Annotated in this window: 10 protein-coding genes; 5 read left to right on the top strand and 5 right to left on the bottom strand. The window is 67.6% G+C overall.

From position 1 onward, the window contains the following. The first annotated feature begins 184 nt into the window (after positions 1–184). Positions 185–3088, top strand: coding sequence for an isoleucine--tRNA ligase (ileS, locus tag I8N54_RS12780; RefSeq protein WP_140197228.1), 2904 nt, complete (start codon positions 185–187; stop codon positions 3086–3088). A 109-nt stretch (positions 3089–3197) separates the two neighbouring features. On the opposite strand, the gene I8N54_RS12775 is transcribed toward ileS, so the two are convergent. From I8N54_RS12775 to I8N54_RS12765, 3 genes are all read right to left on the bottom strand, one after another. Next, entirely contained in the window at positions 3198–3902 is a 705-nt protein-coding gene (locus tag I8N54_RS12775) for a CDP-alcohol phosphatidyltransferase family protein (RefSeq protein ID WP_140197227.1), read from the bottom strand. Positions 3903–3993: 91 nt separating this feature from the next. Further along, positions 3994–4914, bottom strand: coding sequence for a tyrosine recombinase XerC (locus I8N54_RS12770; protein ID WP_140197226.1), 921 nt, complete (start codon positions 4912–4914; stop codon positions 3994–3996). Beyond that, on the bottom strand, positions 4911–5621 hold the full coding sequence (locus tag I8N54_RS12765) for a DUF484 family protein (RefSeq protein ID WP_140197225.1): 711 nt from the start codon (positions 5619–5621) through the stop codon (positions 4911–4913). Before I8N54_RS12765 ends, I8N54_RS12770 begins: the two co-directional genes overlap by 4 nt. 122 nt (positions 5622–5743) lie before the next feature. Between I8N54_RS12765 and I8N54_RS12760 the strand changes: the two genes are divergently transcribed. Next, a complete protein-coding gene (locus I8N54_RS12760; protein ID WP_140197224.1) occupies positions 5744–6937 on the top strand; it encodes an APC family permease in 1194 nt (397 codons plus the stop codon). 328 nt (positions 6938–7265) lie between these two features. Here I8N54_RS12760 and fsa read toward each other — a convergent pair whose 3' ends face one another. After that, positions 7266–7919 carry a fructose-6-phosphate aldolase gene (gene fsa, locus I8N54_RS12755; RefSeq protein WP_140197223.1) on the bottom strand — a complete coding sequence of 218 codons (654 nt, stop codon included), beginning with the start codon at positions 7917–7919 and terminating at the stop codon, positions 7266–7268. A gap of 182 nt (positions 7920–8101) precedes the next feature. Here fsa and I8N54_RS12750 point away from each other — a divergent pair, with 182 nt between their 5' ends. Beyond that, on the top strand, positions 8102–10300 hold the full coding sequence (locus I8N54_RS12750; protein WP_140197222.1) for a primosomal protein N': 2199 nt from the start codon (positions 8102–8104) through the stop codon (positions 10298–10300). Positions 10301–10720: 420 nt separating this feature from the next. Here I8N54_RS12750 and I8N54_RS12745 read toward each other — a convergent pair whose 3' ends face one another. Next, positions 10721–11203, bottom strand: a complete 483-nt coding sequence (locus tag I8N54_RS12745) for a hypothetical protein (protein WP_140197221.1) — start codon at positions 11201–11203, stop codon at positions 10721–10723. 145 nt (positions 11204–11348) lie between these two features. Between I8N54_RS12745 and I8N54_RS12740 the strand changes: the two genes are divergently transcribed. After that, positions 11349–12578, top strand: coding sequence for an MFS transporter (locus I8N54_RS12740; RefSeq protein WP_140197220.1), 1230 nt, complete (start codon positions 11349–11351; stop codon positions 12576–12578). Positions 12579–12634: 56 nt separating this feature from the next. Then, the gene (gene msrA, locus I8N54_RS12735; RefSeq protein ID WP_140197219.1) at positions 12635–13288 is read left to right on the top strand and encodes a peptide-methionine (S)-S-oxide reductase MsrA; all 654 of its coding nucleotides are present in this window, start codon (positions 12635–12637) and stop codon (positions 13286–13288) included. Positions 13289–13354: the final 66 nt, after the last annotated feature.

Below are 13354 nucleotides of genomic sequence, written 5' to 3'. Positions count from 1 at the left end.
GGAAGGCGCCGCTTGCACCACCGGCACGCGGGGCGTAGAAGCCGGCCATGACGTATTTCGCCCTTCCCATCGGTCGAATTAGCCTCCCGGCGCTCTGAAGCACGGAGCCGCCGGGTCAAGTCGTTGCGCCCAAGCGTGACGCGCACTATTCCCCAACCGACCGATTTTCGAGGAGACGCCGCCGATGTGCGCCGATACCGTCGCCACGCCCGACTACAAGACCACGCTCAACCTGCCGCAGACCGATTTCCCCATGCGGGCCGGTCTGCCGAAACGCGAGCCCGACTGGCTCGCCCGGTGGGAGGAAATCGGGGTCTACGACCGCCTGCGCGAGAAGGAGGGCCGCACGCCCTTCACGCTGCATGACGGCCCCCCGTATGCAAACGGACACCTGCACATCGGCCACGCGCTGAACAAGGTGCTCAAGGACATGGTGGTGCGCAGCCACCAGATGATGGGCCACGACAGCCGCTACATCCCCGGCTGGGACTGCCACGGTCTGCCGATCGAGTGGAAGATCGAGGAGAAGTACCGCCAGAAGGGTCTCGACAAGGACAAGGTGCCGGTGCTCGAGTTCCGGCAGGAATGCCGCGACTTCGCCGCCGGCTGGGTCGACGTGCAACGGGAAGAGTTCAAGCGGCTCGGCGTCACGGGCACGTGGGACAAGCCCTACCTGACGATGGATTTCCACGCCGAGCGCGTCATCGCCGAGGAATTCATGAAATTCCTCATGAACGGCACGCTCTACCAGGGCTCCAAACCCGTGATGTGGTCGCCGGTCGAGAAGACCGCGCTCGCCGAGGCGGAGATCGAGTATCACGACCACAAGAGCCACACGATCTGGGTGCCGTTCGAGGTGGTCGAGGGGCCGCTCTCGGGTGCGAAGGCCGTGATCTGGACGACGACGCCCTGGACGATCCCGTCCAACAAGGCTGTCGCCTATAATCCGAAGATCGCCTACGGCCTCTACGAGGTGACGGGCACGCCGGACGAATGCTGGTGCAAGGTCGGCGACAAATACCTGCTGGCCGACGCGCTGGCCGAAGAGGTGCTGACCAAGGCGCGGCTGGAGCCGGGCATGTGGACGCGCGTCCGGGACGTCTCGCCTGAAGAGCTTGGCCAGATGGTGATGCGCCATCCCTTCGCCGGTCTCGACGGGGCGGATGGCTACTGGGACTACGAGGTGCCGATGATCGACGGCGACCACGTGACCGATGATGCGGGGACGGGCTTCGTCCACACCGCGCCGAGCCACGGGGCCGACGACTACGAGTGCTTCATGCGCCGCAACTGGCTCGACCGGATGACGCACAATGTCGGCGAGGAATCGGAATTCCTGCCGCATGTGCCCTTCTTCGCGGGGCTTCAGGTGTTCGACCGCAAGGGCAAGGAAGGCAAGGCCAACGCTGCCGTGATCGACAAGCTGGTCGAGGCCGGCGGCATCATCGCGCGCGGTCGCGTGGCGCACTCCTATCCGCATTCGTGGCGGTCCAAGGCACCGGTGATCTTCCGCAACACGCCGCAATGGTTCGCCGCCATCGACCGGCCCGTCGGTGACGGGCAGGACGAGAACGGCACGACCATCCGCGAGCGTGCGCTGACCTCCATCGACAAGGTGAACTGGCACCCGCGCTCCGGGCGGAACCGGCTGTTCTCCATGATGGAGGCGCGGCCCGACTGGGTGCTCTCCCGCCAACGCGCGTGGGGCGTGCCCCTGACCTGTTTTGTGAAAGTCGGACTGCTTCCGACGGACCCGGATTTCCTTCTGAGGTCGGAAAAGGTCAATTCCCGGATCGCCGAAGCCTTCGAGGCCGAGGGCGCGGACGCGTGGTACAAGGACGGGGCGAAGGCCCGGTTCCTCGATGGCATGGTGAACCCGGACGAGTACGAGCAGGTGTTCGACATCCTCGACGTCTGGTTCGATTCCGGCTCCACCCACGCCTTCGTCCTGCGTGACCGCGAAGACGGGACGGAGGACGGCATCGCCGATGTCTACCTCGAGGGCACCGACCAGCACCGGGGGTGGTTCCACTCCTCGTTGCTGCAATCGGTCGGTACCACGGGTCACGCGCCCTACCGGAACGTCGTCACGGCGGGCTTCACGCTCGACGAGAAGGGCAACAAGATGTCCAAGTCGCTGGGCAACACCGTGTCGCCCGAGGACGTGACGAAGCAGTACGGCGCCGACATCCTGCGGCTCTGGGTGGCGCAGACGGACTACACTGCCGACCAGCGCATCGGGCCGGAGATCCTGAAAGGGGTCGCCGACAGCTATCGCCGGCTGCGCAACACGATGCGCTTCATGCTGGGTGCGCTGTCCCACTTCGAGGAAAGCGACCGGGTCGAGTCGTCGGAGATGCCCGAGCTGGAGCGCTGGGTCCTGCACCGGCTGGCGGAGTTGGACGACGTGGTCCGCGAGGGCTACCGGACGTTCGACTTCCAGGGGATGTTCCAGGCGCTGTTCAACTTCTCCACGGTGGAGCTGTCGGCCTATTATTTCGACATCCGCAAGGACGCGCTCTATTGCGACGGCGACACGCTGCGCCGCCGCTCGGCGCGCACGGTGCTGGACCTGCTGTTCCACCGGCTGACGACGTGGCTCGCGCCGGTGCTGGTCTTCACGATGGAGGAAGTCTGGCTGGAACGCTTCCCGGGCGAGACGAGTTCGGTCCACCTCGAGGACATGCCCGAGACGCCCGCCGGGTGGCGGGACGACGCGCTGGCCGCCAAGTGGGCGAACGTCCGGCGCGCGCGCCGGGTCGTGACCGCCGCGCTGGAGGTGCAGCGCTCGGAGAAGGTGATCGGTGCCTCGCTCGAGGCCGCGCCGGTCGTCCACGTGGAGGATGCGGAGACGCTGGAGGCGCTGAAGACGGTCGCCTTCGACGACATCTGTATCACGTCGGACATCCGTCTGACATCGGACCCGGCTCCGGCCGAAGCGTTCCGGCTGACGGACGTGTCCGGTATCGGCGTGGTGTTCGAGAAGGCCGAGGGCGAGAAGTGCGAGCGGTGCTGGAAGGTCCTGCCGGACGTCGGCACCCATTCCCATCCCGGCACCTGCGCCCGCTGCGACGAGGCGCTCGGCTGAAGCAAACTGACCGTCCCGGTTTTTGCCGGGGCGGTCATGCCTTGGTCCGCGCGGGACATGGCTGCTTCAAGCGATCAACGCCGTCCGCGACCGGGCCGCTGTCGCGGGTCTAGCCGCTCTTCCGGGATCTCGGAATCAGCTGCTGCACGCCGCCGACGCAGAGCAGGTAGATCGACGTCAGCACCAGCCCCGCCTCGATGATGTCGGGGAGGATGAAGTTGCGCCATGCGGCATAGGCCGACAGCAGCGTCCAGACCAGCGCGACGGGCAGGGTGACGGACCGCCAGCGGGCCGTGCGCACCGGGTGGACGAACTTCACGGAGACGAACATCAGCGCCGCGAGGATCACGATGATCGGCAGCATCACGGCGGGCGACGGCTCTGTCGCGAAGAAGACGAGCACCGCCATGTTCCAGCATCCCGGGAAGCCGGAGAAACTGTTGTCCGCCGTCTTCATCCGCGTGTCGGCAAAGTAGACGACGCTGGTGTAGGTGATGACGAGGATCGCAGCCCAGCCAGTCCAGCCCGGCAGGAGGTCCGACCCGAACAGCGCGTAGGCCGGGATGAACACGTAGGTGAGGTAGTCGATGATGAGGTCCATCAGGACGCCGTCGAACTCCGGCGCGTTGGTCTTCACCACGTACTTGCGGGCGAGCGGCCCGTCGACGCCGTCCACCACGAAGGCGACGACCAGCCAGAGGAACATGGCGCGCCAGTCCTGCTGGACCGCCTCGAGCAGCGCGAGCATCGCGAACACGGCACCGGTGGCGGTAAGGAAATGAACGGCGAGCGCGGCCTGGCGGACGGGTTTCATGGTATTGTCATGTCCGAATTGGTCCCGGATTGAAAGGGGGCGCGGCAGGGAAGGCGGACCGGAGTGCCGTCCGAGGCGACTGGTCCGGCGATCAGCGTTTCGCCTTCGGGTGGGCGGCGTCATAGACTTCCATCAACCGGGCGGTGTCCACTGCGGTGTAGGCCTGCGTGGTCGAGAGTGACGCGTGGCCGAGCAGTTCCTGGATCGTCCGCAGATCGCCGCCGGCGCCGAGCAGGTGCGTCGCGAAGCTGTGGCGCATCGCGTGGGGCGTCGCGCTGGCAGGCAGGCCGAGCTGCATCCGCGCCTGCTCCATCACCTTCTGGATCGCGCGCGCGTTCAGCGCACCGCCGCGCACGCCACGAAACAGCTGCATCTGCGGCTCACGCGGGCCGGGGTAGAGGCGCAGGTAGGCGTCCACCGCGTCACGCGCGGGGCCGATGACCGGGACGATCCGCTCCTTGTTGCCCTTGCCGCGGATGCGCAGCGTGTCGGCGAGCGGTGTGTCGGCGAAGGTGATGGACAGCGCCTCCGATATCCGCAGCCCGCAACCGTAGAGCAGGGTGACGACTGCCGCATCCCGGGCCGCGACCCAGGGGGCGGTCGCCTGAAGCTCCACCCGGTCGATCATCGCCTGCGCGGCGTCGACGGCCAGCGGGCGGGGCAGCTTGTTCTGGAACTTGGGCGAGCGGGTGGAGAGCACCGCCGTCGGTTCGAACCCCTCGCGGTCGGAGAGCCAGCGGTAGAACCCCTTCACCGCCGACAACGCCCGGGCGAGCGACCGGGCGGACACGCCGCGCGAACGCTCGTGCGCCATCCAGGCGCGCATGTCGCTGACCGTCACGCGGGAGACGGGGCCGAGGCCCTGCGCCTCGCCATGGTGCAGCGTCATGAAGGACAGGAAGCCGAGCACGTCCGCGCGGTAAGCGTCGATCGTCTTCTCGGACGCACCGCGCAGCGCGCGGGCGTGGTCGAGCCAGGCCTGCGCCGCGTCGCGGAGCGCGGGAGAGATCAGGAGAGCCAGCGCCGCATGGCGCGCTCGAACACCCCGCCGAAGAAGGCGAGCAGGTCGGTGCCCTGCTGGGGCGTGAACTGGTGCGGATCCTCGCAGCCCATGACCAGCATCCCCGGCAACCGGCCTTCGCCGAAGTCGAGCCGGATACAGGCCTCGGAGCGGATGTATTCCGCCTTGTCGCCGTAGAGGCTGTCGTCCTCGGCCTTGATCTGGCGCAGCGTCACCGGACGCATCGCCATGTTGCGGCCCCGGGTGATGTAGTCGGACACGTAGCCCGGACCGCCGACATGCAGCACGTCGCCGAGGCGGGAGAGGGTGCCTTCCTCCTCCGCGCCATGATCGCTTTCGAGCACGAGGATCATCGCGTCGACCCGCAGGATGTCGGCCACGTCGCCGCCGAGACTGCCGAGGAACTCCTCGAACTTCACGGCGTCGAGCAGGCGCAGCACCGCGCGGTGGACCTGATTGGTGCCGGCGAGATTTTCGTAGGCGGCGGCGATGACGTTGCGGTGGGTGTCCTCGAGCCGGTCGAGCCGGCTTTCAAGACGTTCCATCGCGATGCCACGCAGGTCGACGATGTTCTTGCCCATCGCGGACTCGTTGGCCGCGACGAGGGCCCGCATGAGGTCCTGATCCTCGAGCAGGAACTCTGGATCCGACATGATCCGCTCGCGCACGGCGGCGTCGATCTGGGGTTTGGTGCTCATGCCTGTCTCGTCTTGTTGTTGCCGAAACCATAGCAGATCCGGCGGGTCTGCGCCTAGTCCTTAATGCGCGGCCATCGCGCAGGCACTGGCGGTTCGCCACGCGTCGGGCTAGCGCTATTGCCATGCTGAACGTGCTTATCCTCATCGTCGTCGCCGCCACCGGTTTCCTGCTCGCCCGCCCGGCGCTCGCCCGGAAGGACTGGTGGCGTGCCACCATGACGCCGCTTGCCTCGATCATCGGGAGCGGGTTTCTCGTCCTCGGGCCGGTGCTGAGCCATGCCTACGGGCTCTGGGCGCCGGCGATGATGGCGCTGCTCTGCGTCGTGGCCTGGCTCTTCGGCATGGCGATCCGGCGCAACATCGCCGACCTTGCCGACGGCGAGGATCAGCGCGGACGCGCGGAACGGGGCCTCGACGCCGCCGCCTCCTGGGCGCTGGTGGGGGCCTATTTCATCGCGGTGGCCTATTACCTGAACCTGTTCGGGTCCTTCGCCGTGAACCTCACGCCGTGGAACGATCCGGTCCATGCCCGGATCGTGACGACCGCCGTATTCCTCGTCATCCTCCTTGTCGGCTGGACCTGGGGCTTCAAGGCGCTGGAGCGGATGGAGCAGGTTTCGGTGGGGATCAAGCTGGCCATCATCGCGGGGCTGCTGGCGGGGCTGGCGTGGTTCTTCGCCGGCAGGGTTTCTGCCGGTGAACTGACATTGACGCCGGTGCATGTCGGCTGGTGGGAGGGCACGACGCTGGCCTTCGGGCTGATCGTGACGGTGCAGGGGTTCGAGACGTCGCGCTACCTCGGCAGAACTTACGACGCGGCGACGCGTATCCGGTCGATGCGGCTGGCGCAGATGCTCTCGGCGGCGATCTACATGGTCTACGTGGTGCTGCTGGCGTGGTCGCTCGGCGGTGAGATGCCCGAGGTCGACGAGGCGGCGATCATCGACATGATGCGGGTCGTCGCGGCGGTCCTGCCGGTCCTGCTGGTGGCGGCGGCGCTGTCGGCGCAGTTCTCCGCCGCCGTGGCGGACACCAGCGGTGCCGGAGGCCTCATGCACGAGCTGACAGGCGGCAAACTGGGGCCGCGGCTGTCCTACGTGGTGCTGGTGGGGCTCGGACTGGTGATGACCTGGACGTTCAACGTGTTCGAGATCATCGCCCATGCGAGCCGGGCGTTCGCGCTCTACTATGGCGTGCAGGCGCTGATCGCCGGGATCGCCGCGCGGCGGGACGGTCAGGGAGGCCGCGCCGTCGGGTGGTTCGGGCTGGCGGTGCTGGGCGCGACGATGGCGGTGCTGGGGGCGCCGGTGGAGTAGGTGGCCGGTCCGGGGTGCGCATCGAGCGCGCACCCTACGGTGGATCGGCTGTGCTGTGCCGGGGGCTGTCGGGTACGCATCGAGCGCGCACCCTGCGGTGGTTCGGGTATGCTGCGACGGGGGTGTCGGGTGCGCATCGAGCGCGCACCCTGCGGTGGTTCGGATGTGCTGCGACGGGGGGTGTCGGCTGCGCATGGAGCGCGCACCCTACGGTGGTTCGACGATGACTGTAGGGTGCGCGCTTGATGCGCACCCGCACGGGGACCGAAACGAAAAACGCCCGGCGGAAGCCGGGCGTTCCTGTCTGGCCCCGAGGGGACGCGGTCGATCAGACGATCTTCTGACCGGTCTTCTCCCAGTCCTTCAGGAAGGCGTCGAGGCCCTTGTCCGTCAGGACGTGGTTCGCCATCGCATGGATGACGGCCGGCGGCGCGGTCGCCACGTCGGCACCGATCTTCGCGGCTTCGCTCATGTGGTTGGCCGAGCGGATGGATGCGGCGAGGATCTGCGTGGTGAAGCCGTAGTTGTCGTAGATTTCGCGGATGTCGGCGATCAGCTCCATCCCGTCGATGTTGAGGTCGTCAAGGCGGCCGATGAAGGGCGAGATGAAGGTCGCGCCGGCCTTGGCGGCGAGCAGCGCCTGGTTGGCCGAGAAGCAGAGCGTCACGTTGACCATGTGGCCTTCGTCGGTGAGCGTCTTGCAGGCCTTCAGGCCTTCCCACGTCAGCGGAACCTTGATCGCGATGTTGTCGGCGATCTTCTTCAGCTCGTGGCCTTCCTTGATCATGCCCTCGGCGTCGAGCGCGACCGTCTCGGCGGAGACGGGGCCGTCGACGAGATCGCAGATCTCCTTGGTGACTTCCTTGATGTCACGGCCGGACTTGGCGATCAGCGAGGGGTTGGTCGTCACGCCGTCGACCATGCCGAGGGCATGGAGTTCGCGGATGGCGTCGATTTCGGCGGTGTCTACGAAGAATTTCACGGGATTGCTCCTTCAAGGCTGCCTTAGGCGGGGGCCCCGCCGGCTTCGCGTCGCCTCTAGCATGTCAGGCGCTAACGGGGAAGTCGGCGGAGCGGGGTGTTCCTCTCTTCCGAACGTTCGCGCCGGACAGCTGTTCCGAGGTCGCTCTCGACAATGGCCGGCCGAAGGCGCAAATCACGGCCATGGCGAGCGATACTCCGTTCTTTCACGAGGGCGAGCTGGTGGGGGTGCTGACGACGCAACCCCTCGACCGGCTGCTCGACTACAAGGCGCCCGAGGGCGGCTGCTGGCAGGGGGCCTATGTCGAGGTGCCGCTGGGGCCGCGCAAGGTGATGGGCGTCGTGTGGGGCGCCGGGCGCGGCGATTTCGACTACAGCAAGGTGCGCTCCGTGAGCCGCGTGCTGGACACCGCGCCGATGGCGGAGGAGATGCGCCAGTTCCTTGGCCGGGCCGCCGATTACACGCTGACGCCGATGCCCGCGATGCTCCGGCTCGCGACCCGCAACCCCGGCCTCGGCGATCCGCCGGCGCTGCGCACGGTCTACCGGCTGGGCGATGCGGAGCCCGACCGCATGACGAGCGCGCGCGAGAAGGTGCTGGCGGTGCTCGAGGAGTACGGCGGGCTGTCCTTCACGCTGGGCGAGCTGGCCGAGATGGCGGGGGTCGGCACCTCGGTCATCAAGGGGCTGGTGAAGCAGGGCGTCGTGAACGAGGAGGCCGCGCCGCGCGACGGCCCCTACGCCACGCTCGATCCTGACCACGGCGCCAAGGCGCTGACCGCCGACCAGCTCGCCGGGGCGGAGGTGCTGCGCGCCGGGGTGCGCTCGGGCAAGTATGGCACGACGCTGCTGCGGGGCGTGACGGGGTCGGGCAAGACCGAAGTCTATCTCGAGGCGGTGGCTGAATGCCTGCGCGCCGGCCGGCAGGTCCTTGTCCTGCTGCCCGAGATCGCGCTTTCGGCGGAGTTCCTCGCCCGGGTCGAGGCGCGGTTCGGCGGGATGCCGGCGGAATGGCATTCCGGCGTGACGATGACCGAGCGGCGGCGGGCGTGGAAGATGGTCTCCGACGGGCAGGCGCGGATGGTCGTCGGCGCCCGCTCCGCGCTGTTCCTGCCGTTCCGCGACCTCGGCCTGATCGTCGTCGATGAGGAACACGACACCTCCTACAAGCAGGAGGACGGGGTGCTCTACAACGCGCGGGACATGGCGGTGCTGCGGGCCTCGATCAACGACGCGCAGGTCGTGCTGGCGTCGGCCACACCCTCTCTCGAGAGCTGGGCCAACGTCGAGCAGGGCAAGTATCGCCGGGTCGAGCTGACCTCGCGCTTCGGCGAGGCGGTGATGCCGGACATGCGGGCCATCGACATGCGCGACGAAGACCTGCCGGGCTCGGCCTGGATCTCGCCCTCGCTGCAGAAAGCGGTCGAGGCGCGGCTCGAGCGGGGCGAGCAGTCGCTCCTGTTCCTGAACCGCCGGGGATATGCGCCGGTGACGGTCTGCCGGGCGTGCGGGCACCAGATCGGCTGTGACCAGTGCGACGCGCGGATGGTGGAGCACCGGTTCCTCAAGCGGCTGATGTGTCACCAGTGCGGTGAGACGAAACCGATGCCCACGAAGTGCCCGAGCTGCGAGGCAGAAGACAAGCTCGCCCCCGTCGGACCCGGGGTCGAGCGGCTGGCCGAGGAGGCGGTGGCGCGGTTTCCCGACGCGAAGGTGGTCGTGCTGTCGTCCGACCTCTACGGCACGGCGCGGCAGTTGAAGGCGGTGATCGAAGAGATCGCGGCCGGCGGGGCCGACATCATCATTGGCACACAACTCGTTGCGAAGGGGCACAATTTCCCGAAGTTGACCTTGGTGGGCGTGATCGATTCCGATCTTGGCCTGCAGGGGTCGGACCTGCGCGCGGCGGAGCGGACGTTCCAGCTGATGCGGCAGGTCGCCGGCCGTGCCGGGCGGTCGGAGGCGAAGGGCGAGGCGCTGCTTCAGACCTTCCAGCCGGAGCACCCGGTGATCCGTGCGATCCTCGGCGGCGACGAGGAGGCGTTCTGGATGGCCGAGGCCGCCGAGCGCAAGGCCGCGGGTGTGCCGCCCTATGGCCGGATGGCGGGGATCGTGCTGTCGAGCCCGGACGTGCAGGTGTGTTTCGACCTCGGCAACCACCTCGCCCGGCACGACGGACCGCTCCGGCGGATCGGGGCGCAGGTCTTCGGCCCCGCCCCGGCCCCCATCGCCCGGATCCGGGGGCGGCACCGGGTGCGGCTGCTCGTGAAGGCCGACAAGGGCGCGCCGATCCAGGCGGCGCTGGCCGAATGGGCGGCGCAGGTGCGGCTGAAGGGCGAGACCCGGATGGCAATCGATATCGATCCGCAGAGTTTTTATTGATGGTGGTGGATGGCGGGTGCGCATCGAGCGCGCACCCTACGCCGGGGTGGTGAAACCCTCTCCCCGCGGGGGAGAGGGCAGGGTGAGGGGGAGGTGCGCAACGACGGGTGCGCATCGAGCGCGCACCCTACGTTGGGGCGGTGGAACTCTCTCCCCGCGGGGGAGAGGGCAGGGTGAGGGGGATGGTGCGCAACGACGGGTGCGCATCGAGCGCGCACCCTACGCCGGGGCGGCGGAACCCTCTCCCCGCAGGGGAGACGGCAGGGTGAGGGGGCGGTGTGTAACGACGGGTGCGCATCGAGCGCGCACCCTACGTTGGGGCGGTGGAACCCTCTCCCCGCGGGGGAGAGGGCAGGGTGAGGGGACGGGGCGCACCCGACCAAATTACCCGCCCGGTACCCCGGCACACCTGACCCGAGCCTACTCCCGCAGGGTCTGCATAAACTGCTCGTGACGCTGGTCCATCAGCTGGCTCTGCTGCTGGCCCCAGGCGAGCCGCGACTGGCCCCAGTTGTGGATGTTGGTCATCCGCTCCTCGTGAGTCGCGCCGAGCGGGTTGCCGCCCCCGCCGATCATCCCGCTCTGCTGGGCCTGCTGAAGCTGGGCGAGGTGCATGCCGAGCCGCTGGTAGGACTGGTTGTAGTACCAGCAGCCCTCCTCGTAATTGTACATCATGCAGTCATAGCCGGCGTTCAGCATGGCGTAGCCCTCCTGCTGCGCCATTTCCGCCATCTGGCAGCCCATCTGGTTGCCGGCCTGGCAGGCCCCGTAATAATAGCCGACGATCTGGTTGATCGCGTAGACGACCTCCGGGTCGGCGGTGGCCATGAAATGATCCGCCGAGGCCGTCGCGCCCGGCAGGGCGAAACCGAGGGCCAAGGCGATACGTCTGAAGCTGCGCATCGAAATGTTCCACTGACAAAGCCGGGGACTCGGCCCCCGAGACGCCGACAGGTTACGCCACGTCGGGAAATGCGCAACGGCCTGTGCAGCCATCGGTGGACAGGGGTCTCGTCAAAGCCCGAAAAGCGGTCTAATGGCTTTTCCCATGCGCATTGTACCCCTCTCTGAAGCGCGTCACCTGCCGCTCTGGAGACGGCCCGTGTCGCTGCTGTTCCTGATGGCCATGGCCCAGCCGATCGCCTTCGCGACCTGGTCCTCGCTGCTCAACAACTTCGTCATCGAGGTCGCCGACTTCGACGGGCAGGACATCGGCTGGCTGCACACGGTGCGCGAGATACCGGGCTTCCTCGCCATCGGGGTGATCGCGCTCATCATGGTCATCCGGGAGCAGGTGCTCGGCATCGTGGCGCTGATCATGCTGGGCCTTGCGACGGCCGTCACCGCGCAGTTTCCAAGCATGGGCGGCATCCTGACGATCACCATGCTGTCCTCGATCGGCTTCCACTATTTCGAGACGGTGAACCAGTCGCTGCAGCTGCAGTGGATCGACAAGCTGCGCGCGCCGCAGATGCTCGGCTTCATCATGGCGGCGGGCTCCGCCGCGACGCTGGTGGCCTACGTGCTGATCGTCATGACCTGGGAGACGTTCGAGCTGTCCTACAGCTTCGTCTACTGGGTTTCCGGCGGTTTCACGGCCCTGATCGCGCTGTTCTGCCTGTTCGCCTATCCGCAGTTCGAAGCACCCAACCCGCAGCTCAAGACCTTCGTGCTGAGAAAGCGCTACTGGCTCTATTACGCGCTGCAGTTCATGTCGGGCGCACGGCGGCAGATCTTCGTGGTCTTCGCGGGTTTCATGATGGTCGAGCGGTTCGGCTTCCAGGTTCACCAGGTGACCGCGCTGTTCCTGATCAACCTTGTCGCGAACATGATCCTCGCCCCCGTGTTGGGGCGCGTCGTCGGCCGCTTCGGGGAGCGGTTCGCGCTGGTGTTCGAATATGTCGGCCTGACCATCGTGTTCCTTGCCTACGGGGGCATCTACGCCTTCGGCTGGGGCGTCGTGCTGGCCTCGGTCCTCTACGTGATCGACCACATCTTCTTCGCGCTGGCGCTGGCACTGAAGACCTACTTCCAGAAGATCGCCGATCCGGGGGATATCGCGCCGACGGCGGCCGTGGCCTTCACCATCAACCACATCGCGGCGGTCTTCCTGCCGGCGCTGCTCGGCTACCTCTGGCTGGTCTCGCCGGGCGCGGTCTTCGTGCTCGCGGCGGGGATGGCCGTGACGTCGCTGGTCCTGGCGATGATGGTGCCGCGCCACCCGGAGCCGGGTCACGAGACCGTGTTTTCGGGCCCCCTCGCGGCCCCTGCCGAGTAGCCGGACCGCGCTCGCGCCCCTATATCGGGGGCAAGCAACCCCGAAGGGAGAGTCGCATGTTCGGACTGAAGTCGAAGAAGATGGAATTGGTCGCCCCCTCAGAAGCCCTGCCGGGCCGCGACCGGCCGATCCCCACGGCGGAGACGCACTTCCTCTCCGGCCGCCCGCTGACCGCCGAGGTGCCCGAGGGCATGGAAGTGGCGATGTTCGGCATGGGCTGTTTCTGGGGCGTCGAGCGCAAGTTCTGGAACGTCCCCGGCGTCTGGCTGACCATGGTGGGCTATGCAGGCGGCCACACGCCGAACGCCACTTATGAGGAGGTCTGCACCGGTCAGACCGGTCACAACGAAGTGGTGCGCGTGGTCTACGACCCGAACCAGGTCAGCTACGACGAGCTGCTCAAGGTGTTCTGGGAAGGCCATGACCCGACGCAGGGCATGCGCCAAGGCAACGACATGGGCACGCAGTACCGGTCGGGTATCTACACCTACACCGACGCGCAGGCCAAGGCCGCTGCGCGGTCGCGCGAGGCCTTCCAGCCGAAGCTGGACGAGGCTGGCTACGGCGACATCACGACGGAGATCGTTCCCGCGCCGGAGTTCTACTTCGCCGAGCACTACCACCAGCAGTACCTTGCCAAGAACCCGGCGGGCTACTGCGGGCTTGGCGGCACGGGCGTGACCTGCCCGATCGGCGTCGCCGCCGCCTGATCGGCCAACGGACGACCCGGGGTCGGGCGCCGACGCGCCCGGCCTCCATTGACGCTTCGCCGCTGG

Source organism: Pelagovum pacificum, assembly GCF_016134045.1.
Classification (GTDB): domain Bacteria; phylum Pseudomonadota; class Alphaproteobacteria; order Rhodobacterales; family Rhodobacteraceae; genus Oceanicola; species Oceanicola pacificus_A.
This window is presented reverse-complemented; position numbering and strand designations above follow the sequence as displayed.